Raw genomic sequence first — 22,489 nt, 5'->3', positions numbered from 1 at the left:
CAGATTCGTACGGCATCATGGGCAAATTTTGCACGGCAGCCCAAAGGACGCCCCATGAATCTGCCTCCCCGTCAGCAGCAAATCCTCGACCTGGTTCGCGAACGCGGCTACGTCAGCATCGAGGAATTGGCCCAGCTGTTCGTCGTTACCCCGCAAACCATCCGCCGTGATATCAACCAACTGGCGGAAGTCAATCTGCTGCGTCGCTACCACGGCGGCGCGGCCTATGACTCCAGCGTAGAAAACACCGCCTACGCCATGCGCGCCGACCAGATGCGTGATGAGAAACAACGCATCGGCGAAGCCGTGGCCGCGCAGATCCCCGATCACGCCTCGCTGTTCATCAACATCGGCACCACCACCGAATCCATTGCCCGCGCCCTGCTCAATCACAGCCATCTGAAAATCATCACCAACAACCTGCATGTCGCCTCGATGCTCAGCGCCAAGGACGACTTCGACGTGCTGCTCACAGGCGGCAATGTCCGCCGTGATGGCGGTGTGGTAGGCCAGGCCAGTGTCGATTTCATCAATCAGTTCAAGGTGGACTTCGCCTTGGTCGGCATCAGCGGCATCGACGAGGACGGCAGCCTGCTGGACTTCGACTATCAGGAAGTACGGGTTTCCCAGGCGATCATTGCCAACGCCCGCCAGGTGATCCTCGCCGCCGACTCGAGCAAGTTCGGGCGCAATGCCATGATTCGCCTCGGCCCCATCAGCCTGATCGATTGCCTGGTCACTGACCAGCAACCAGTGCCAGCCCTGGCCCAATTGCTCCACCAGCACAAGATCCGCCTCGAAGTGGTCTGACCGCCCGCCCAGGATTGGGCCAGGCCCCAAATACAAAACCCTGGGCCTCAGGCCTTTCCCAATTGCCGTGGCCGTCCTGGCCGCACCTCGAAACACGGCTCGTGGCCGCAGCAGCAGCTACAGTTAATCCTTATAAATGTTCGAAAACCTTCTTTTCAGCCCCTTTCGATCAGTTTTTTCAATCGAAAGCCGCTGGATGCTGGCTTCCTTATGCGCTAGTATTTTCGAAAATGAACATTTGATGTTCGAATTCAAATATCAAAGCAACACGAGGCCCGTCGATGCCCACTTCTACCTTGCCCGCGCGCCCTCTTTCCGAGGTTTACGACATCGCCGTCATCGGCGGTGGGATCAATGGTGTTGGAATTGCCGCGGATGCGGCGGGTCGCGGCTTGTCCGTATTCCTTTGCGAAAAAGACGATCTGGCCAGCCACACCTCGTCGGCCAGCAGCAAGCTGATCCACGGTGGCCTGCGCTACCTCGAACATTACGAGTTCCGCCTGGTACGCGAAGCCTTGGCCGAGCGTGAAGTGCTGTTGGCCAAGGCGCCGCACATCGTCAAACCCATGCGTTTTGTCCTGCCGCACCGGCCGCACCTGCGTCCAGCCTGGATGATTCGCGCCGGCCTGTTCCTCTATGACCACCTGGGCAAGCGGGAAAAACTCGCCGGTTCACGCAGCCTGAAGTTCGGCGCCGACAGCGCCCTGAAGGCGGAAATCACCAAGGGTTTCGAATACTCCGATTGCTGGGTCGACGATGCGCGCCTGGTGGTGCTCAATGCCATGGCCGCCCGTGAACACGGCGCCCATGTTCACACCCAGACTCGCTGCATCAGCGCTCGTCGCAGCAAGGGCCTGTGGCAGCTGGACCTGGAACGCACCGACGGCAGCCTGTTTTCCATCACCGCCAAAGCCTTGGTAAACGCTGCTGGCCCGTGGGTCGCCAAGTTCATCAAGGATGACCTGAAGCTGGAGTCGCCTTACGGCATCCGCCTGATCCAGGGCAGCCACCTGATCGTGCCCAAGCTGTACGAAGGTGAGCACGCGCATATCCTGCAGAACGAAGACCAACGCATCGTCTTCACCATTCCCTATCTCAATCAGTTCACCCTGATTGGCACCACCGACCGGGAATACACCGGCGATCCGGCCAAGGTGGCGATCACCGAGGGGGAAACCGATTACCTGCTGCAAGTGGTCAATGCACACTTCAAGAAACAGCTGAGCCGCAGCGACATCCTGCACAGCTATTCCGGTGTTCGTCCGCTGTGCAACGATGAATCCGATAACCCTTCGGCCGTGACTCGAGACTACACCCTGGCCCTTTCCGGCAGTGGCAACGAAGCGCCACTGCTGTCGGTGTTTGGCGGCAAGCTGACCACCTATCGCAAGCTGGCGGAATCGGCGATGGCGCAACTGGCGCCCTACTTCAAGCAGGCCAAGCCAAGTTGGACCGCACACGCCACCTTGCCCGGCGGCAAAAACATGACTACACCACAAGCCCTGTCGGAAGCCATCCGCAAGAAATTCGACTGGGTGCCCAGCCAGATCGCCCGCCGCTGGGCCACCACTTACGGCAGCCGCACCTGGCGCTTGCTGGAAGGTGTGCACAGCCTCAGCGACATGGGCGAGCACCTTGGTGGCGGCCTCTACACCCGCGAAGTGGACTATCTGTGCGCCGAAGAGTGGGCGCTGAAGGCTCAGGACATTCTCTGGCGCCGGAGCAAGCTGGGGCTGTTCACCAGCGAAGCAGAACAGCAGCAGCTGGAGGATTATCTGCAGAAAGTCGAACACAATCGCCGCAAGATCCAGGCGGCCTGAATATCTCAGGCAGACAATAGCCCCTGCACCGGAAGGTTCAGGGGCTTTTTTGTGGGCCAATAAGTTGAATGTTTCACCAGCAATCTGCCGCCTACAAGCAGCCGGAGCGCGTTCGGTTTTCCGAATAATTAGCCAGAAGCGATTCGGTTAACCGGATAAAACCAACGAAAAATCCCAGCCATAAATATTTAATACCAAGCAAAATCAATGACTTGTGCGCTATCAATGGGTCTGGCACGACTCATGCTCTACACTGTGCGACGAATGCCTGTCGTGCCAACACAGCAGGAGCCGTCAAGGCATTCGCTGTATAAAAGAGCCGTCGAACTGGCTTCATAAAAAAAACAAATGTCGAGGAAATATTGATGCGCATCGTTCCCCATCTGTTGGGCGCAGCTATCGCTGCCGCTCTGATTAGCACTCCAGTTTTCGCTGCCGAACTCACCGGCACACTGAAGAAAATCAAAGAGTCCGGCACCATCACCCTCGGACATCGCGACGCTTCCATTCCGTTTTCCTACATTGCTGACGCTTCCGGCGTGCCAGTGGGCTACTCCCACGACATCCAGCTGAAAATCGTCGAAGCAATCAAGAAAGACCTCGACATTCCCGACCTCAAGGTCAAGTACAACCTGGTGACTTCGCAGACCCGTATCCCGCTGGTGCAGAACGGCACCGTGGACGTTGAATGCGGCTCCACCACCAACAACGTCGAGCGCCAGCAACAGGTCGACTTCTCCGTCGGCATCTTCGAAATCGGTACCCGTCTGTTGTCCAAGAAGGATTCGACCTACAAGGACTTCGCTGACCTGAAAGGCAAGAACGTGGTAACCACCGCTGGTACCACCTCCGAGCGCATCCTCAAGTCGATGAATGCCGACAAGCAGATGGGCATGAACGTGATCTCCGCCAAGGACCACGGTGAGTCGTTCCAGATGCTGGAGTCGGGTCGCGCGGTAGCCTTCATGATGGACGACGCGCTGCTGGCTGGTGAAATGGCCAAGGCCAAGAAGCCAGGCGACTGGGCCGTAACCGGCACTCCTCAGTCTTACGAGATCTACGGTTGCATGGTTCGCAAGGGCGATGCTCCGTTCAAGAAAGCCGTGGATGACGCCATTGTCGCCACCTACAAGTCGGGCGAAATCAACAAGATCTACGACAAGTGGTTCCAAGCGCCGATTCCGCCAAAAGGCCTGAACCTGATGTTCCCGATGAGCGATGAGCTCAAGGCCCTGATCGCCAACCCGACCGACAAAGCGGCTGACGATAAAAAGTCCTGATTCCTGACTAATCTTATCTCCTGAAGGGGCCCTGCCCCTTCAGGAGTCTGTCACTACCTGCTGGCATTTTTTGGAAACACTCGAACCGGTGGTTGTCGAGCCGATCGCGTGTGCCTGACGGTCAACGTCAGGCGGGAACGGACGTCCCCAGGCGGGTGCTTGTACATCGAACGATCTGAGGGGTAACCCTAATGAATTACAACTGGGACTGGGGCGTATTCTTCAAGTCCACCGGCGTGGGCAGCGAGACCTATCTCGACTGGTTCATCACCGGTTTAGGCTGGACTATCGCTATCGCCGTGGTGGCCTGGATCATTGCGCTGGTGCTGGGTTCGGTCCTCGGGGTCATGCGCACCGTGCCGAACCGTCTGGTGTCGGGCATCGCCACCGTCTACGTGGAGATTTTCCGCAACGTGCCGCTGCTGGTGCAGCTGTTCATCTGGTACTTCCTGGTGCCGGATCTGCTGCCGCAGAACCTCCAGGAGTGGTACAAGCAGGACCTCAACCCGACCACCTCGGCCTATCTGAGCGTTGTCGTGTGCCTGGGCCTGTTCACTGCCGCGCGGGTTTGCGAGCAGGTACGTACTGGTATCCAGGCCCTGCCTCGCGGCCAGGAATCCGCCGCACGCGCCATGGGTTTTTCGCTGCCGCAGATCTACTGGAACGTGCTGCTGCCCCAGGCCTACCGGATCATCATTCCGCCGCTCACCTCGGAATTCCTCAACGTCTTCAAGAACTCCTCCGTGGCCTCGCTGATCGGCCTGATGGAGTTGCTGGCCCAGACCAAGCAGACCGCCGAATTCTCGGCCAACCTGTTTGAAGCCTTCACCCTGGCTACCTTGATCTACTTCACCCTGAACATGAGCCTGATGCTGCTGATGCGCGTGGTAGAGAAGAAAGTATCGGTCCCCGGCCTGATCTCCGTGGGGGGTAAATAATGGAACTCGACTTCTCGGGCATCATCCCGGCCATTCCCGGCCTGTGGAACGGCATGCTGATGACCCTCAAGCTGATGGTCATGGGCGTGGTCGGCGGTATCATCCTCGGCACCGCGCTGGCACTGATGCGCTTGTCCCACAACAAGCTGCTGTCGAACCTGGCCGGTGCCTACGTCAACTATTTCCGCTCGATCCCACTGCTGCTGGTGATTACCTGGTTCTACCTCGCCGTGCCGTTCGTACTGCGCTGGATCACCGGTGAAGACACCCCGATCGGCGCCTTCACCTCATGCATCGTGGCCTTCATGATGTTCGAGGCAGCGTACTTCTGCGAAATCGTCCGCGCCGGCGTGCAGGCAATCCCCAAGGGCCAGATGGGCGCAGCCCAGGCGCTGGGCATGAGCTATGGCCAGACCATGCGCCTGATCATCCTGCCCCAGGCGTTCCGCAAGATGACCCCGCTGCTGCTGCAGCAGAGCATCATCCTGTTCCAGGACACCTCACTGGTCTACACCGTGGGCCTGGTGGACTTCCTCAACGCCTCGCGCTCCAGCGGCGACATCATCGGCCGCTCCAATGAATTCCTGATCGTTGCCGGTCTGGTGTATTTCACAATCAGCTTTGCCGCCTCGCTGCTGGTCAAGCGTCTGCAAAAAAGGTTCGCCGTATGATCTCTATCAAGAACATCAACAAGTGGTATGGGGACTTCCAGGTGCTGACCGATTGCAGCACCGAGGTCAAGAAGGGGGAAGTGGTGGTGGTCTGCGGGCCGTCCGGCTCCGGCAAATCCACCCTGATCAAATGCGTCAACGCCCTGGAACCCTTCCAGAAAGGCGACATCGTGGTCGATGGCACCTCGATTGCCGACCCGAAGACCAACCTGCCGAAACTGCGCTCGCGGGTGGGCATGGTGTTCCAGCACTTCGAGCTGTTCCCGCACCTGAGCATCACCGAGAACCTGACCATCGCGCAGATCAAGGTGCTGGGCCGCAGCAAGGAAGAGGCCACCAAGAAAGGCCTGCAACTGCTGGATCGCGTCGGCCTGGCGGCCCACGCTCACAAGCATCCGGGCCAGCTCTCCGGCGGTCAGCAACAGCGTGTGGCCATCGCCCGCGCCCTGGCCATGGACCCGATCGTCATGCTGTTCGACGAACCGACCTCGGCCCTGGACCCGGAAATGGTCAACGAGGTGCTGGACGTGATGGTGCAACTGGCCAATGAAGGCATGACCATGATGTGCGTGACCCACGAAATGGGCTTTGCCCGCAAAGTGGCGAACCGGGTGATCTTCATGGACAAGGGCCAGATCATCGAGGACTGTCCGAAAGAAGAGTTCTTTGGCGATATCAGCGCCCGCTCCGAACGTGCGCAGCATTTCCTCGAGAAGATTCTGCAGCACTAAAACCAGCACTCCTGCACAAGCTGGCTTGCCAGCGATGGGCGCGCAAACCTGACTCCCCTATCGTCAGGGACGCTCTCATCGCCGACAAGCCGGCTCCTACAGGAATCGTGCAGTGGTTGACCCAAGGCATCTGTGATGAAATGCGACCCCACTCTCTATCGCGCCGCACCGCCATCACTTGCCGTGAAACCCCGTCTGATCCGCCACCTGTTCCTACCGCCCCTGGTCATTCTGCTGATGATCGGCCTGGGCTATGCCGGCTTCTGGATCAGCGAACACAACGGCATCCGCACCCTCAGTGAAAATGGCGAACGCCAACTGGAGCTGCACGCCCGCGCCGTAGAAAGTGAGATCAGCAAGTACACCTATCTGCCGAGCCTGCTGGAACTGGAATCCAGCGTATCCAAGCTGCTCGCCGATCCTTCGCCGGAACACCGGCAGACCGTCAACCAATACCTCGAAGGCCTGAACCGTCGCAGCCGCAGCCGCGCCATCTATGTGATGGACACCACGGGGCGGGTGTTGGCCACCAGCAACTGGCGCGACGTCGACAGCTACCTGGGCGAGGACCTATCGTTCCGGGCCTATTACCAGAACGCTGTACGCGGCCAACCCGGGCGCTTCTATGGCATCGGCAGTACCAACGGCGAACCCGGCTACTACCTGGCCCACGGCCTGGAGGAACAAGGCAAGATCATTGGCGTGGCCGTGGTCAAGGTACGCCTCGAAGCCCTGGAGGAGCGCTGGCAACGCGCCCGCCTGGAAGCCTTCGTCAGCGACGAAAACGGCATCATCATCCTTTCCAGCGATCCGACACGCCGACTCAAGTCGGTCCGTCCCTTGAGCGATGACACCAAGGAACGCCTGGCCCGCAGCCTGCAGTACTACTGGTTCCCCCTCAACGAACTGGAACCCCTGGCCCGGGAACGCTTGGCCGAAGGCGTGGAGAAACTGACCTTCCCCGCCAACACTGAACTGGTGTCCGACGACAAGGAAGTCAGCTACCTGTCCCAGACCCGTCCCCTGAGCGACACCCCCTGGAACTTCACCCTGCTGACCCCCTTACAGGACCTGCGCCGGGAAGCCATCAACCAGGGCATCCTGGTGGCCGTGGCCTTTGCCCTGGTGGCCTTTCTGCTGATCGCCTGGAACGAGCGGCGCAAAGTCATCGCCACCCGTCTTGCCGCCCGCGAAGCCCTGCAGGAAGCCAACAGCCAACTGGAGCGGCGGATCACTGAACGCACTGCCGACCTGCGGGCCAGCAACGAACGACTCAAGGGCCAGATTCGCGAACGCCGCCAAGCAGAAGAAACCCTGCGTCGAGCCCAGGACGAACTGGTCCAGGCCGGCAAGCTGGCGGCCATCGGCCAGATGTCCACCAGCATCGCCCACGAGCTCAACCAACCGCTGGCGGCCTTGCGCACCTTGTCCGGCAACACCGTGCGCTTCCTTGAGCGCGGTGCCCTGGACACCGCCAGCGCCAACCTCAAGACCATCAACGAACTGATCGACCGCATGGGCCGGATCACCGCCAGCCTGCGCTCCTTTGCCCGCCGCGGCGACAACCAGGGCCAGGCCAGCCTCGGCAAAGCCGTGGATGCGGCCCTGCAGATCCTCAACGCACGCCTCGACCCCCTGCCACTGCAGTTGCACCGCAACTTCACCGAGCAAACCCTGCAAATCGATCAGACCCGCCTGGAGCAGATCCTGGTCAACCTGATTGGCAATGCGCTGGATGCCATGCAGGCACAACCGGCGCCAGAGCTGTGGCTGGAAGGCGAACTCAACGACAGCAAGTATCGCCTGCGCGTACGCGACAATGGCCACGGCATCGACCCCGAAGCCCGCAAACACCTGTTCGAACCTTTCTTCACCACCAAACCCGGCGAGCAGGGCCTGGGCCTCGGCCTGACCCTGTCTGCCAGCCTCGCCGCCGCCACCGGCGGCAGCCTGGGGGTGGAGCATCCGGCAAGCGGCGGTACCGCCTTTGTCCTCAGCTTGCCCCTGGCAAGCCCTACTCAAGCCGAGCCGATATGAACAACGAGCTGACCGTGCTGATCGTCGAAGACGACCCCCATGTCCTGCTGGGTTGCCAACAGGCCCTGGCCCTGGAAGACATCCCGTGCATCGGCGTAGGCAGCGCCGAAGAGGCTTTGGCCCAGGTCGGAGACAACTTCCCCGGCATCGTGGTCAGCGATATTCGCCTGCCGGGCATCGACGGCCTGGAACTGCTGACCCACCTCAAGGCCCGGGATCGCAGCCTGCCAGTGGTACTGATCACCGGCCACGGCGATATTTCCATGGCCGTGGGCGCGATGCAGAAAGGCGCCTACGACTTCATGGAAAAGCCCTTTTCCCCCGAGCGCCTGGTGGACGTGGCTCGCCGCGCCCTGGAACAGCGGGGGCTGGCCCGGGAAGTGACCTCGCTGCGCCGCCAACTGGCAGAACGCAGCTCCCTGGAAGGACGGATCATCGGCCGCTCGCCGGCCATGCAGAACCTGCGGGAGTTGATTGCCAACGTCGCCGATACTTCAGCCAACGTGCTGATCGAAGGTGAAACCGGCACCGGCAAGGAGCTGGTTGCCCGTTGCCTGCACGACTTCAGCCGCCGCCACCCACAGCAGTTCGTGGCCCTGAACTGCGGCGGCCTGCCGGAAAACCTCTTCGAAAGCGAGATCTTCGGCCACGAGGCCAATGCATTCACCGGTGCCGGCAAACGCCGGATCGGCAAGATCGAGCACGCCCACCAAGGCACGCTCTTCCTCGATGAAGTGGAAAGCATGCCGATCAACCTGCAGATCAAGCTGCTGCGGGTGTTACAGGAACGCACCCTGGAGCGCCTGGGTTCGAACCAGAGCGTGGCCGTCGATTGCCGAGTGATCGCCGCCACCAAGTCAGACCTGGACGAGCTCAGCCGAGCCAAGGAATTTCGCAGCGACCTGTACTACCGCCTCAACGTGGTGACCCTGGAGCTGCCGCCCCTGCGTGAACGCCGCGAGGACATCCTGCAGCTGTTCGAACACTTCCTGCAGCAGTCGTCCCTGCGTTTCGACCGCGCAGTACCGGAGCTGGACAACCAGACCCTGTCGACCCTCATGAGCCATGACTGGCCAGGCAACGTGCGCGAATTGCGCAACGTCGCCGAACGCTTCGCCCTGGGCCTGCCGGCGTTCAAGAAGTCCGGCAGCAACAGCGCCCAAGGCCTGGGTTTTGCCGAAGCGGTAGAAGCCTTTGAACGCAACCTGTTGAACGATGCCTTGCAACGCAGCGGCGGCAACCTGACCCAGGCCAGCCAGGAGCTGGGCATGGCCAAGACCACCCTGTTCGACAAGGTCAAGAAATACGGCCTGAGCCACTAACCCCAAGGCGCGATAGTTTATGGATCTATTGTTGAAGGCCGCCTTGGGCGCGGCGGTGGTAGTGATTCTGGCGGCCCTGGCCAAGACCCGGAACTACTACATCGCGGGCCTGGTGCCGTTGTTCCCGACCTTCGCCCTGATTGCCCACTATATCGTCGGCAAAGGGCGCACAGTCGATGACCTGAAGACCACCATCCTCTTCGGCATGTGGTCGATCATTCCCTACTTCGTCTACTTGGCGACCCTGTACTTGATGGTCGATCGCCTACGCCTGGAAGCCTCCCTGGCAGTGGCCACCGTGGCCTGGTTGATAGCTGCCAGCATCCTGGTCAGCGTCTGGGTACGCCTCCACGCCTGAGCCGCCCTCCACTCCCGTAGGAGCGAGCTTGCTCGCGAAGCGGCTGACACCGTTCTTCGCCGGCAAGCCGGCTCCTACAATCGGCGGCTGGCCCGACCCTTGCATTTACCCGGCAAAGCCCGGCTAGCCTGCGTTTGAGCGGTATCACGCAGTTTTCTGGAGGGCGCTGCCATGGGTAAAGAACACCTTGAATATCCTAGATCTCGACCACAGCCTGACCGCCCAGGAGCCCATTGCCCGGCGCCTGAAAAGCGGTCAGGCCCGACGCCTCGACCTGTTGGACCTGGGCCCCAAGCTGCGGCTCTGGTCCACCGAGCGCACTTATCGCCACTTTGCCGAACGCCTGCGACAACGGCCCCGGCACAGCGGCCCGCAGCCGGAAATCTTCTTTGTCGGCTCCGGTGACTATCACCACCTGACCCCGGCCTTCCTCACCGACCTGCCCGAGCCGGTCAGCCTGATTCACTTCGACAATCACCCGGACTGGGTGCGTTTCGCCCCCCGCCGACATTGCGGCTCCTGGGTCAACCGGGCGCTGAAACTGCCGAATATCCAGCGCATCGTCACCCTCGGCCCCTGCAGTGAAGACCTGCACAATCCGCAACTGCGCGGCGGTAACCTCGGCGCGCTGAAACACGGCAAGCTGCAGTTGTTTCCCTGGCAACACGCGCCGTCCAAGGTCTGGGGCCGGGTCGGCGACGGCGCCGGGCACCAGCAGCAGGAAAACCACCTGCACTGGCGCAACCTGGCGGAGCTGGACTGGCAAGCCTTCCTTACCCAGATGATCGATAGCCTGCCCACCGAGGCGGTGTGGATCACCATCGACAAGGACGTGCTGGCCAGCGAGGACGCCGCCACCAACTGGGATCAAGGCGGCATGCGCCTGAGCCATCTGCTGCAAGCCCTGCGCGCGCTGGCGGCGCACAAGCGAATTCTCGGCATTGATATCTGTGGCGAGTTTGCCAAGCCGGCCTTCAGCAACGCCTTCAAGCGCTGGGAAGCCAAGTCCGACCAACCCCCGGCCGAGCGCTGGAGCCAAGAGGACCTGCTGCGCAACTCAGTAACCAATGAAGCCCTGATTTCGCTGTTCGAGGAGCTGTTCCCGTGACGTTGACCGTTGTTCTGCTGGTGGCTTTTTCCATTGTCCTGGACGTGATCGGCCAGCTTTGTTTCAAGCTCGGCCTCGACCGCCTGCCAGAGCTGGAGGGTGGTTTCCGCCTGAATGCATTCTGGGGCCAGGTGTTCAACGCACCGCTGCTGTGGTGCGGCATTGGCGCCTATGTGATCGAGTTTTTCGTCTGGCTCGAAGCCCTGTCCCGTGCGCCCCTGAGCCTGCTGTTCCCGGCCGCCGCCCTGGCCTATTGCGGCGTGGTAATGGCCGGCAAGGTGGTACTAGGCGAAACCGTCAGTCGCCGTCGCTGGCTGGGCACCCTGGTGATCACCGCTGGCGTGATGCTGGTCTGCATCGCCAGTACCTGAGCCTTATTCAACGAATAGAAGGAAGCGTTTCATGAGTTCGAACAACTCCCACGGCTGGCTGCACGGGCGCTTGGGCACCATTGTGCTCTGGGCCATGCTGATCGGCTTCGAGAGCGCCGGCCAGATCGCCACCAAGGTCGGTGGCGACCAATTGGGCCAGATGAATTTCAACCTGCAATGGTTGGCAGCGGTAGCGCTCAATCCGGGCGTGCTGATGGCGATTGCCTGCTACATCGGCGCGTTTTTCGTCTGGATGCTGATTCTGCGCCGCAGCAGCCTGTCGCTGGCCTTCCCCTTGAGCTCCTTGGTGTTCGTCGTGGTGTTACTGGGCTCCTGGCTGGGTCTGGGGGAACAGATCAGCCTGCTGCATTGGGTAGGTGTCTTCGTGATCATTGGCGGGATCGCCCTGCTGGCCGAGGGCGAAGAAGCCTGAGGCGCCTCTGCAGCACGCCCCAAGAACGCGCCGTTGCCCGAGTTCCAGGAACCTCCTGTGGCTTGCAACACCGTGATTTATCGCAGTCTGCGGCAACGGCCACACGGTGCTCGATTGCACCTTTGTTGCCACTGCCGAAGCTGCATTCGCCATCGAAGGGGCGCCGCTTTTGCGCGCCCTGAAGAGGTGGCTGCGGCTACCGATGAGAAACCAGGAAGCCCAGCCCATGGGACACGGGAATCACTTTCACCCCCGCTGCCTGTTGCTGCTGGCGAATCTCGCGGTGAAAGGCCTTGACCTTGGTCCAGTGCATTTTCGGCCGGTAGTGGTGCTCGGCGTGATAGCCGTTGTTCATCCAGATCAGGTTGTACAGCGGGCTGTAGGAGCTCACGCCCCAGGCAATCGGCAAGTCAGGGTTGCCTCCCAAGTGCTCGTAATAACCATTGAGTGACGACAACGACTGCCCCAGGTACCAGAACGGCAGCAGTACCAGCACCGCGTGCCAGTCATAAAAGGCCAGTGCCAGGTAGAACGCCACGGTCACGGCGATCTCCACCTTCACCCAGCGCGCATCATCGGGACGCTTGCGCTGCATTTCCTGATAGATCTCCTTTGGATCATCACGAAAGAAGCTCAGAAAGGTATAGGCCCAGGGATTGTCCGGCTGACCGTTCTTGCCGTGCAGGTAGATCGACAGCGGATCGACAGTGTTGCCATTGGCGTCCGGCAGGTCCGAGTTGCCCCGATGGTGACGGTTATGGATGTCGCGATACAGAGTCTGGGAAAAGCCGATGGTCACCGACAACAACAGATCGAAGGCGCGATTCATCCAGCCCGGGGTGAAATAGGCGTTATGGATCTGGTTGTGGGAAATGCTGTTGATGCTCCACGACAGGCTGACCGCGTACAGCAGCGCCGCCGGGAGGATGATCCACCAGGACAGCTCGTGGAAAGCCAGCACCAGCCACAGGACAAAGGAGAAATGCGCCAGGGCCATGGCAATCGGGATCAGGTCCCAAAGCGAATAGGCAAGCAGACGATATGCAGGTCGAGCCATGAAGAACTTCCTGAGAAATTGAGTTCATGGCGTCTATTGCAAAGGCCAGACCAGCTTTGCCGGTGAGACCCTACTGATGACCCCGGCGCATCCTGCAACTGCGTCGCAGCAACTCCATGATGCGCGCGTTCACCCCGTCAGAACTTGTAGCTGATGGCCGTCTGTACCTGGCCCTGATTGACCTCGCCCTTGTCGCGGACAATGCTGCTGTCCGCTGCGGAATTGGCCAGGCGAATCCAGCTGGCACTGGCCACCAACGACCAGTTGTCCCCCAGGGGAAACCGGAAATTCTGGCTCAGGGTGAAGTTCTGCATGCCACCGCCAGCGTTGTACTGGCCGATACCTGAAGCCAGGGACTCCTTGGCGCTGACCCCGAAGAACGTCTGGGCCTGGCGGGCGTCGGCAAAGTGCAGGGTCAGTTCGTTGCTACCAATAATGCCCATGCCCAGCGGATAGCCGATTTCGCCACCGAGTTTGCCCAGCAGGCCACCCTGGCCACCGGCGCCGCCGACAGCCTGGCCGACGGCGGCGAACACTCGCCAGAAGTCATCCGGGGCGTATTCGACAAAACCGCCGATATCGGCCATGTCGCGAACATCCCGCAGCCCGCGCAGCGCGCCATCGGCGTTACGCCCCTGCAGGTAATTGACATAGGGACCGATGCTCAAGCCATTGCTCTTGAAGGCACTCCAGGTCAGGCCATCATCGGTGCTCAGGCTGACATCGCCCCATTCCAGATCCATGTACGGCAACGGCACGGTGTCATAGCTGCTGCCCGTGGGGTCATGGGGTTGATAGCCGAGGCCAAAACCCAGATCGCCGGTGATGCCGGAGTCGGCTGCAGCGCCGCAGGCGACGGTCAGCGACAACAGGCCGGTCAATAAGGCAGGTAGAGAAAGCCGGGGCATGAATGAGTTTCCTTGTACTGAACATGCGCGCATCAATCATCAGAGCCGCCCTTGGGCGCAAGCACTGATGTTGTTTGTAGCAAGCTACAAAAATTGTAGCCAGAAAGCTACAAATCACTCAGCCCGCCAGCCAAAGCCCCAGCCCTACTGGGCTCCCACCACTTTGGCACAGTCCCTGCTGTACCCCTGCCGCAAGCGCAAAGGCGCTCTTATTCAACAGGTAACAGCAGATGATGCACTGGCATATCGTATGTGACTTCGACGGGACCATCTCCCGCGCCGACGTGATCGATAACGTTCTCCAACGCTTCGCCGACCCAAGCTGGGAAAGCATCGAGCAGGAATGGCTGGACGGTCACATCGGTTCCCGTGAATGCCTCAGCCGCCAACTGGCCCTGGTCAAGGCCTCGCCCAGCGAACTGCTGGGCTATTTCGACAGTGTCGAAATCGACCCCGACTTCCCTGACTTCGTCGATCACGTGATCGGCCTGGGCGCTTCCATCGAAGTGGTCAGTGACGGCATCGAGCAAGGCATCGCACGGATCCTGGCACGCAACTACGTAACCCTGCTGCCGATCCTCGCCAACCGCCTGCGCCAGGTCGACCACAACAGCTGGCGCATCGACTTCCCCTATGCCAGCGACGCCTGCCGCGCCGCCTCCGGCAATTGCAAGTGCAAATCCACTCCGCGGGGCAAGCGCGTGCTGGTGATCGGCGACGGCCAGTCGGACATGTGCGTGGCCTCCACCGCCGACTTCGTCTTCGCCAAGGATCGCCTGGCCGACTACTGCGAACGCAACGCCATTCCCCATACGCGGTTCGACTCCTTCGCCGAACTGCCAGCGCTGTTGGCAAAACTGCCGAACAACGCCGCCAACGCGACCAATTTCTCTCTTGAAACCCAGGAACTCTTCCACCATGTCTGATATCCGCATCGCGACCCCAGAAGACCAGATCCTTCTGGAAAAAGAAGCCAAGTACTGCTCCTACGGCGATACCGTTCACTACATCGAACCTCCGCGTATTTTCAGCCGCTGCGAAGGCTCCTATGTCTGGGACACCAGCGACCAGGCCTACCTCGACCTGCAGATGTGGTACTCGGCAGTCAACTTCGGCTACGCCAACCCACGCCTGAACAACGCCCTGAAACAACAGATCGACACCCTGCCGCAGATCGCCAGCCAGTACTTGCACAAAGGCAAGATCGAACTGTCGGAAATGATCGCGGTAGACGCCAAGAAAAAGTTCGGCCTCGACGGTCGCGTGCACTTCAACGTCGGCGGTTCGCAGTCGGTGGAGGACTCGCTGAAAGTGGTGCGTAACGCCACCAACGGCAAGAGCCTGATGTTCGCCTTCGAAGGCGGCTACCACGGTCGTACCCTGGGCGCTTCGTCGATCACCTCCAGCTACCGCTACCGTCGCCGCTACGGCCACTTCGGCGAGCGCGCGCAGTTCATCCCATTCCCGTACCACTTCCGTGGTCCTAAGGGCATGACCAAGGAAGAATACGGCAGCCACTGCGTGCAGCAGTTCGCCCGCCTGTTCGAAACCGAATACAACGGCGTCTGGGACCCGAAAGTCGGCCAGAGCGAATACGCAGCCTTCTACGTCGAGCCAATCCAGGGCACCGGCGGCTACGTGATCCCGCCGATGAACTTCTACAGCGAGCTCAAGCACGTGCTGGACCAGCACGGCATCCTGATGGTTGTGGACGAAATCCAGATGGGCTTCTACCGCACCGGCAAGCTGTGGTCGATCGAACACTTCGACGTCAAACCCGATGTGATCGTATTCGGCAAGGCACTGACCAACGGCCTCAATCCGCTGGGCGGCATCTGGGCCCGTGAAGAGCTGATCAACCCGGGTGTGTTCCCGCCAGGTTCGACTCACTCCACCTTCGCTTCCAACCCGCTGGGTACTGCGGTAGGTCTGGAAATGTTCAAGATGACCAGCGAAGTCGACTACGGCGCGATGGTCATGGAAAAGGGCAAGTACTTCCTGGCCGGCCTGCAGGACCTGCAGAAGCGCTACCCGATCATCGGCGACGTCGACGGCCTGGGCCTGGCGCTGCGCTGCGAGATCTGCACCACCGACGGCTTCACCCCGGACAAGGCAACCCTGGACTACATGGTCGAGGAAGGCATGAAGGGCGACATCGAAGTCAACGGCCAGCGCCTGGGCCTGATCCTCGACGTAGGCGGCTACTACAAGAACGTCATCACCCTGGCTCCGTCGCTGGAAATCAGCTACGCGGAAATCGATCTGGGCATCGCTCTGCTGGACCGCCTGCTGGATCGAGCCATGAAGCGATGAGCATGGCTGAGATCGATCTAGGCGAAGGCAACGCCGGCTTCGTTCTCGGCTCGGGTCCGGTCGGGGTCTTGTTGATCCACGGCCTGACCGGCACCCCGACGGAACTCCGTCGGGTGGCCCAGGGCCTGGCCAAGGACGGTACGTGCACGGTGTACGTACCGACCTTGCCTGGGCACTGCGGGGACAACAGCGACCTGCAGGCCACCGGCTGGCAGGACTGGTACGAAGGCGTGCGCAAGACCTTTGTTGGTGTACAGCAGCGCCACGAGCAAGTGTTCGTCGGCGGCCTGTCCATGGGCGCGGTAATGTCCATGTACCTGGCATCCGAGCATCCGGGACAGATCAGTGGCCTGTTGATGTACTCCACGACCCTGAAGTACGACGGCTGGAGCATCAACAAGCTAGCGTTCCTCACCCCGCTGCTGATGAAGATTCCTTTTGGTGTGCACATCTGCCGTTTCGAGGAAAAACCGCCGTACGGGATCAAGAACGAGCGTCTGCGGGCGATCGTCGAGAAGCAGATGAAAGCCGGCGAAAGCAGCAATGCCGGGCTGCTGACCATGGAGGGCGTGACGGTGCGCGAACTGCACCGGATGAACGCTGTGGTCAAGAAACGCATGCCGTCGATCATGACACCGGCCCTGGTGCTGCACTCCAGCGAAGATGACATCACCAGTACCTGGAACGCCGATTACGTAGAACGCAAACTCGGAGGATCGGTGACCAAGATCCTCCTCGACAACTGTTATCACATGATCACCGTAGACCTGCAGTACCAGCGAGTGATCGAGTTGAGCGCAGACTTCATCCAGCAGCGAGTAGTCCAACCCGCCGTACGCGAAGACTACCGACAGCTGGCGTGACTTAAGGAAGAGACGTGATTACCGCCCAAGCCTTTTCAACCATACAGGCCATCGAACGCAGTGCCTGGAATGACTGTTTTCCAGATGCCCTGGAGGATTGGGACTACTACCTGGCCGTGGAAAAAGCCGCCATCGCCGACTTTCAATGGCGCTACCTGGCGGTCTACGAGGGCTCGACCCTGGTCGCCGTGGCTCCGGCCTTTACCACCCAGTATCGGCTCGACACTACGGTCTCGGGCCTGGCCAAGCGCTTTACCGAGCGCTTGGAGCGCCATTGGCCCGGCGTCCTGCAACTGCGCCTGTACGCCATCGGCTCGCCGGTGGCCGAACAGTGCAGTGCCGGCACTGCCAGCCATATTCCCGACGAACGCCGCCAAGCCTTGCTGGACGAGTTGCTCAAGCTCGCCCGACGTGACGCCGACAGCTTCGGCATCGGCCTGATGGCGGTCAAGGACGCCCCCAGCAACGATTGGCAATGGGCCAACAGTTGCCTGGCCGCCGGTTTGCAAGCCATGCCGAGCTTGCCCACCGCACTGCTGCCGGTGCCCTTCGCCTCGATCGATGCCTACCTGGGTACCCTGGGCAAATCCACCCGCAAAGACCTGCGCCGCAAGCTCCGGGCGCCGGGGCCGCGCATCGAGTGGCGCCGACAGATCGACGATGTCCTGCCGGACATCATGCGCCTCTACGAAGCCACCCTGAACCGTAGCGACCTGCAGTTCGAACGCCTGCCAGCGGATTACTTCACTGGCATCCTCGAACAGCTGGACGAGCGTGCCGCCTGCGTCCTGTACTGGGTCGGCGACCAGTTGGTAGCGTTCAACCTGATCCTCATCGACCAGCACCGGCTGATCGACAAGTTCTTCGCCCACGACCTCAATGTCAGTCGTGAGCACAATCTGTACTTCCGCAGTTGGCTGGCCAATGTTGACTACTGTATCCAGCAGCGGATTCCATTGTACGAATGCGGGCAGGCCGGTTATGCCAGCAAACTGCGCCTGGGCTGTCGCTTCACCGCTAACATGTTGTTTTTCCGCCACCGTAATCCCTTGCTCAATGCACTGCTCAAAGTGATAAAACGCTTTGTCCGCCCGGATCGCTCCGACCCCGCCATGGCTGCTGCTATAAGCGAAAGTACATGACCAGAAAAGATCGTCGTCCTCCTCGCCCCTTTGCCATCTCCCGCTGGAGCCTGCAGCGCAAGCTGGTGCTGGCGTTCTGGTTGGTCAGTGTGATCCCGACCATGATCGCCGCTGAGCTCGCGGCCACTACGCTGTCGGAAATCTTCGACAGCAACGTGCGGATCTGGCTGCAGGAATCCACCAAGATCGTCGAGGACGAGATCACCGAGATCCTCCATGACAACGCGCGGATCGCCCAGTTGTTCCTGCGCTATACGCGCCCGCCCACGGATCGCAACGCGGCCAAGCACGACAAGCTCACCGCCGACATCGCCGACTCCATGGGCATCGACGTGGTGGCGCTGATTCGCAAGAACGATCACAAAGTGATGTTCACCACCGCCGCCGATGATGTGGTGGGACAGATCAGTACGGCCTCCAATGCCGCGCTGCAGACCATCCAGGTCGGCGGCGTGGCCACCGGGGCGGTGGTCTCGACCTTCCAGACCAACCTCGACGGCGTCGACTACCAGCTGCTGATCGCCACCTACCTGGACGCCAGCTTCCTCACCAGCGTGGCCGACGTGCACTCCCTGGACCTGCGCCTGTACCTGGCCAAGGCCGATGATTTCTCGGAGATCTTCGCTACCCAGCGCTTCGAGGACCACCCGCCGCGGGTACCGCACAAGATCGAAGACATCCTGCGCTCGACCCGGCAACCCACCGAGCAGTTCACCAGCCGCTACAGTGGCCTGTACCGGCCGATCTTCAATGACAACGGCGACCTGGTCGGGGTGATTTTCAGTGGCCTGCTGCGCCACAGCAGCCTGGTGGGCCTGGTCAACCAGAGCAACCTGTTCATCCTGATCTTCCTTCTCAGCTCGGCGGCTTCGCTGTGTGTCGGCTGGCTGGTGTCGCAACGCCTGACTCGACCGCTGCGAGGGCTGTCCAAGGGCGTGCAGGCGGTGATCGCCGGTGACTATCGACAACGGGTGCCGGTGATAGGCAGCGATGAACTGGCGGAGCTGAGCAGCACCTTCAACCACATGACCGAACGCCTGGGAGACCTGCAGCACCTGGAAGCGCAACTGCGCCGCCGCGACCGCCTGCATGCCCTGGGGGAAGTGGCCATGGGCCTGGCCCACGAGATCCGCAACCCGCTGGGCATTATCAAGACCGCCACCCAGTTGCTGCACCGGCGGGCCAACCTGCCGGAAAACGACAAGCGTCACCTGGAATACGTGATCAGCGAAGTCAGCCGGATCAATGACCTGATCACCGAGTTCCTCGACTTCGCCAAGCCCAGCGCACCGATTCGCGCCACGCAAGCGGTACGGCCGCTGGTGGAAGAATTGCTGGGCTTCTGCACCCCGGAACTGGCGACCCACAACATCGACGCGCAAATCGACGACCAAGCGCCCGGAGCGACCATTCACGCCGACGCGCGCCAGCTCAAGCAGGCCTGCCTGAACCTGATCCTCAATGCCATCGACGCCATGCCCGACGGCGGCCGCCTGACCCTGGGCATCGCCCAGCAGGACAATGAAACCATCATCAGTGTCAGCGACACCGGCCAAGGCATCGAGCCGGACATGCTGGAGCGCATCTTTACCCCGTTTGTCACCACCAAGGCCTCGGGCACCGGCCTGGGCCTGGCCAAAGTCTTCTCGATCATGGAAAGCCATGACGGCCACATCGAATGCGTCAGCGAAAAAGATGCCGGGGCCACTTTCAGCCTGTACATTCCGGCCAATGGTGACGAGGACGACGAAGACAACGAGGACAGTGATGACGCATAACCTGCTGGTGGTTGATGACGAACCGAAACTCTGTGACCTGTTGTCGTCGGCTCTGAGCCAGAACGGCATCCAGGTATTCACTGCGAGCAATGGCCTGCACGCCCTCAAGGTGCTGGAGCAGGAAGACATCGACCTGGTGATCAGTGACTGGCGCATGCCCGGCATGGACGGCCCGCAGTTGCTGGCGGAGATCAAACAGCGTTACCCGCAGCTGCCGGTGATCGTGATGACCGCCTACAGCACAGTGAAAAACGCCGTGCAGTCCATGCGCAATGGCGCCTACGACTACATTGCCAAGCCCTTCGATATCGACGAGTTGGACATCACCGTCAGCAAGGCCCTGCAGTTTCGCGACATCCTCAAAGACAACCAGCGCATGCGTGCCGAGCTCGAAGAGCAGCAGCAATTCGACAGCCTGGTGGGCGACAGTCCGGCCTTTCGCCGGGTGCTGCAGGCGGTGGACTCGGTACGGGAAAGCAGCGCCACCATTCTCCTGACCGGGGAAAGCGGTACCGGCAAGGAAATGGTCGCCCGAGCCATCCACAAGCATGGCAATCGCGCCGAAAAGCCATTTGTCGCAGTCAATTGCGCAGCGATTCCCGAGGGCTTGCTTGAAAGCGAGATGTTCGGCCATCGCAAGGGCGCTTTTACCGGTGCCGTGGCTGACCGGGTCGGACGCTTTCAGCAGGCCGACAAGGGCACCCTATTCCTCGATGAAGTCGGTGATATGCCCCTGGCCTTGCAGGCCAAGATCCTCCGCGCCCTGCAGGAACGGGTGATCGAGCCGGTGGGTGATCCCCGGGAGCGCAAAGTCGATGTGCGGGTGATCGCGGCAACCAACAAGAACCTGCTGGAAGCCGTGGCCAACAAAGAGTTCCGCGAGGATCTGTACTACCGCCTCAACGTGTTCCCGATTCCCCTGCCGGCGTTGCGTGAGCGGGTCGAGGACATCGCCCTGCTGGCCCGGCACTTCGCCCACAGCCTGGGCGCCACTGCCGGCAAACGCATTAGCGGATTCAGCCCGGAAGCCTTGCAGGCAATGGCCAGCTACACCTGGCCCGGGAATATTCGCGAACTGCAGAACTGCGTCGAGCGCGCGACCATCGTCGCCTCGGGCCAGGTCATCGAAGAGACTGACCTGCCGGGATATCTGTTCGGCAGCCAGCCACAGGGGGCCGAGGCCGGCACCTCGATCAGCGTTGGCCCGCAAGTGCCCAGCGACCTGGACGCGGCCCTGGCCGAAGTGGAAAAAGCCTACATTCTCGCCGCCCTGCACCAAAGCAACGGGGTCCAGGCCGCAGCGGCACAGATGATTGGTATTTCCGAACGCAGCTTCTGGTACCGGCTGAAGAAGCTGGGCATCCAGGTCGACAAGATCGTCCGCTGAGAGGCTACCTCCTCCATCCCCTGCACACCGGTTGCTACAGAAGTAGCAGCCGGCTGCCGGCAAAGGGCTTTCGCCATTGCCCAAGGCCAAGCCAGCACCTACAGAATGTGGGTGGTATCCGCCGGCTCGATCTGTGCCCAGTGGGAAGTGTCTTCGCGATGGCTTCGCAGATACGGCAGCACCGCCGCCAGCAGTGGTGCCTTGAAGGCTTCCTGGAAACGGTGGGCCAGCCCCGGTATCAGTTTCAACTGACTGCCCTGGATATGCGCTGCCAGGTGCACCCCGTGCATCACCGGTAACAACGGATCGGCAGTGCCATGCACCACCAGGGTCGGCACCCGCAATTGCTTGAGCAGGGCCACCCGGCTCGGCTCGGCGAGAATCGCCATGATCTGGCGCTTGACCCCTTCCGGATTGAACGCCCGGTCATAGGCGACTGCGGCCTGATGCAGCAGCGCTTGGCGATCATCCGTGACCTTCGGGCTGCCCAGTGCCGCCAGCAGGTCCGCCTGCTGCTCCAGGGCCGCTTCGCGGCTCGGCGCGTTGCGCCGGGAAAGCAACTGCACCAGCGCGGCATTCGGCGCCGGCAGGCCTTCGGCACCAGAACTGGTCATGATCAGCGTCAAGCTCTCGACCCGCTGCGGCGCCATGGCCGCCAGATGCTGGGCAATCATGCCGCCCATGCTCGCCCCCAGCACATGGAACTGCTCGACATGCAGTGCATCCATCAGGCCCAGGGCGTCATCGGCCATATCGCTCAGGGTATAAGGCGCGGCCACCGGCAAGCCGAGCTTGTAGCGCAACACTTCGAAGGTCAGATTGGCGCTGGCCGGTGCCTGGCGCCAAGTGGACAGGCCAACATCGCGGTTGTCATAACGGATCACTCGAAAGCCTTGCTGACACAAGGCCACCACCACCTCATCCGGCCAATGGATCAGTTGTCCGCCCAGGCCCATGACCAGCAATAGCGCTGGATCGGAGGTACGCCCGATGCTCTGGTAAGCCAGGCTCACCTCGGGCAGGTCGACCCGTTGAGTCGCGACGTTGATATCGCAACGCGAAGCCGCAAAAGACAACTGGCCGAGCACAAGCCCGGCCAGCAGGACGACAGTGGAAAACAATCTTGCCCGCATGGAAAACACCGAAACGCAGAACCCCAGTA

Annotated in this window: 22 protein-coding genes; 19 read left to right on the top strand and 3 right to left on the bottom strand. The window is 61.0% G+C overall.

What is annotated here, in order from left to right; genetic code table 11:
- Positions 1–54 precede the first annotated feature (54 nt).
- From GV819_RS23015 to GV819_RS22960, 12 genes are all read left to right on the top strand, one after another.
- Complete coding sequence (locus GV819_RS23015) at positions 55–810, top strand: DeoR/GlpR family transcriptional regulator (protein WP_161758347.1); 756 nt, start codon at positions 55–57, stop codon at positions 808–810.
- Between the two features lie 281 nt (positions 811–1,091).
- Positions 1,092–2,630 (top strand): glycerol-3-phosphate dehydrogenase, encoded by a 1,539-nt coding sequence (gene glpD, locus GV819_RS23010; RefSeq protein WP_161758346.1) that lies wholly within the window; start codon positions 1,092–1,094, stop codon positions 2,628–2,630.
- 365 nt (positions 2,631–2,995) lie between these two features.
- Positions 2,996–3,910 carry a glutamate/aspartate ABC transporter substrate-binding protein gene (locus tag GV819_RS23005; RefSeq protein WP_161758345.1) on the top strand — a complete coding sequence of 305 codons (915 nt, stop codon included), beginning with the start codon at positions 2,996–2,998 and terminating at the stop codon, positions 3,908–3,910.
- Positions 3,911–4,101: 191 nt separating this feature from the next.
- Positions 4,102–4,848 carry an amino acid ABC transporter permease gene (locus GV819_RS23000; RefSeq protein ID WP_161758344.1) on the top strand — a complete coding sequence of 249 codons (747 nt, stop codon included), beginning with the start codon at positions 4,102–4,104 and terminating at the stop codon, positions 4,846–4,848.
- A complete protein-coding gene (locus GV819_RS22995) occupies positions 4,848–5,519 on the top strand; it encodes an amino acid ABC transporter permease (RefSeq protein WP_161758343.1) in 672 nt (223 codons plus the stop codon). The genes GV819_RS23000 and GV819_RS22995 overlap by 1 nt, the downstream gene beginning before the upstream one ends.
- The gene (locus GV819_RS22990) at positions 5,516–6,250 is read left to right on the top strand and encodes an amino acid ABC transporter ATP-binding protein (protein WP_161758342.1); all 735 of its coding nucleotides are present in this window, start codon (positions 5,516–5,518) and stop codon (positions 6,248–6,250) included. Before GV819_RS22995 ends, GV819_RS22990 begins: the two co-directional genes overlap by 4 nt.
- Before the next feature lie 135 nt (positions 6,251–6,385).
- On the top strand, positions 6,386–8,287 hold the full coding sequence (locus GV819_RS22985) for a sensor histidine kinase (protein WP_161758341.1): 1,902 nt from the start codon (positions 6,386–6,388) through the stop codon (positions 8,285–8,287).
- On the top strand, positions 8,284–9,609 hold the full coding sequence (locus GV819_RS22980; protein ID WP_161758340.1) for a sigma-54-dependent transcriptional regulator: 1,326 nt from the start codon (positions 8,284–8,286) through the stop codon (positions 9,607–9,609). Before GV819_RS22985 ends, GV819_RS22980 begins: the two co-directional genes overlap by 4 nt.
- A gap of 28 nt (positions 9,610–9,637) precedes the next feature.
- Positions 9,638–9,967 carry a GlpM family protein gene (locus GV819_RS22975; protein ID WP_178126069.1) on the top strand — a complete coding sequence of 110 codons (330 nt, stop codon included), beginning with the start codon at positions 9,638–9,640 and terminating at the stop codon, positions 9,965–9,967.
- 187 nt (positions 9,968–10,154) lie between these two features.
- On the top strand, positions 10,155–11,075 hold the full coding sequence (locus GV819_RS22970) for an arginase family protein (protein ID WP_161758338.1): 921 nt from the start codon (positions 10,155–10,157) through the stop codon (positions 11,073–11,075).
- Positions 11,072–11,446: a transporter gene (locus GV819_RS22965; RefSeq protein WP_161758337.1), complete on the top strand. Its 375-nt coding sequence runs from the start codon at positions 11,072–11,074 to the stop codon at positions 11,444–11,446. Before GV819_RS22970 ends, GV819_RS22965 begins: the two co-directional genes overlap by 4 nt.
- A gap of 31 nt (positions 11,447–11,477) precedes the next feature.
- Positions 11,478–11,879, top strand: a complete 402-nt coding sequence (locus tag GV819_RS22960; RefSeq protein WP_161758336.1) for an EamA family transporter — start codon at positions 11,478–11,480, stop codon at positions 11,877–11,879.
- A gap of 196 nt (positions 11,880–12,075) precedes the next feature.
- Here GV819_RS22960 and GV819_RS22955 read toward each other — a convergent pair whose 3' ends face one another.
- Both GV819_RS22955 and GV819_RS22950 read right to left on the bottom strand, forming a co-directional pair.
- Positions 12,076–12,936 (bottom strand): fatty acid desaturase family protein, encoded by an 861-nt coding sequence (locus tag GV819_RS22955; RefSeq protein ID WP_161758335.1) that lies wholly within the window; start codon positions 12,934–12,936, stop codon positions 12,076–12,078.
- Positions 12,937–13,073: 137 nt separating this feature from the next.
- Positions 13,074–13,844, bottom strand: a complete 771-nt coding sequence (locus GV819_RS22950) for a MipA/OmpV family protein (protein WP_161758334.1) — start codon at positions 13,842–13,844, stop codon at positions 13,074–13,076.
- Between GV819_RS22950 and GV819_RS22945 the strand changes: the two genes are divergently transcribed.
- The 7 genes from GV819_RS22945 to GV819_RS22915 are packed head-to-tail and all read left to right on the top strand — an operon-like array spanning position 13,843 to position 21,327.
- Positions 13,843–14,100: a hypothetical protein gene (locus GV819_RS22945; protein WP_161758333.1), complete on the top strand. Its 258-nt coding sequence runs from the start codon at positions 13,843–13,845 to the stop codon at positions 14,098–14,100. The two genes, GV819_RS22950 and GV819_RS22945, sit on opposite strands and share 2 nt — an antisense overlap.
- Complete coding sequence (locus GV819_RS22940) at positions 14,075–14,770, top strand: MtnX-like HAD-IB family phosphatase (protein WP_161758332.1); 696 nt, start codon at positions 14,075–14,077, stop codon at positions 14,768–14,770. The genes GV819_RS22945 and GV819_RS22940 overlap by 26 nt, the downstream gene beginning before the upstream one ends.
- Positions 14,763–16,157, top strand: a complete 1,395-nt coding sequence (locus tag GV819_RS22935; RefSeq protein WP_161758331.1) for an aspartate aminotransferase family protein — start codon at positions 14,763–14,765, stop codon at positions 16,155–16,157. The genes GV819_RS22940 and GV819_RS22935 overlap by 8 nt, the downstream gene beginning before the upstream one ends.
- The gene (locus GV819_RS22930; RefSeq protein ID WP_161758330.1) at positions 16,154–17,020 is read left to right on the top strand and encodes an alpha/beta hydrolase; all 867 of its coding nucleotides are present in this window, start codon (positions 16,154–16,156) and stop codon (positions 17,018–17,020) included. The genes GV819_RS22935 and GV819_RS22930 overlap by 4 nt, the downstream gene beginning before the upstream one ends.
- A 14-nt stretch (positions 17,021–17,034) precedes the next feature.
- The gene (locus tag GV819_RS22925; protein ID WP_161758329.1) at positions 17,035–18,162 is read left to right on the top strand and encodes a GNAT family N-acetyltransferase; all 1,128 of its coding nucleotides are present in this window, start codon (positions 17,035–17,037) and stop codon (positions 18,160–18,162) included.
- The gene (locus GV819_RS22920; RefSeq protein ID WP_161758328.1) at positions 18,159–19,940 is read left to right on the top strand and encodes a sensor histidine kinase; all 1,782 of its coding nucleotides are present in this window, start codon (positions 18,159–18,161) and stop codon (positions 19,938–19,940) included. The genes GV819_RS22925 and GV819_RS22920 overlap by 4 nt, the downstream gene beginning before the upstream one ends.
- The gene (locus GV819_RS22915; protein ID WP_161758327.1) at positions 19,930–21,327 is read left to right on the top strand and encodes a sigma-54-dependent transcriptional regulator; all 1,398 of its coding nucleotides are present in this window, start codon (positions 19,930–19,932) and stop codon (positions 21,325–21,327) included. Before GV819_RS22920 ends, GV819_RS22915 begins: the two co-directional genes overlap by 11 nt.
- A gap of 98 nt (positions 21,328–21,425) precedes the next feature.
- Here GV819_RS22915 and GV819_RS22910 read toward each other — a convergent pair whose 3' ends face one another.
- A complete protein-coding gene (locus GV819_RS22910) occupies positions 21,426–22,460 on the bottom strand; it encodes an alpha/beta fold hydrolase (protein WP_161758326.1) in 1,035 nt (344 codons plus the stop codon).
- Between the last annotated feature and the right edge of the window lie 29 nt (positions 22,461–22,489).

Origin of the sequence: Pseudomonas sp. Fl5BN2, assembly GCF_009908205.1 — a bacterium.
Lineage (GTDB): Bacteria > Pseudomonadota > Gammaproteobacteria > Pseudomonadales > Pseudomonadaceae > Aquipseudomonas.
Note: the sequence above shows the minus strand (reverse complement) of the source record. Positions and strands in the feature narration are given on the sequence as shown.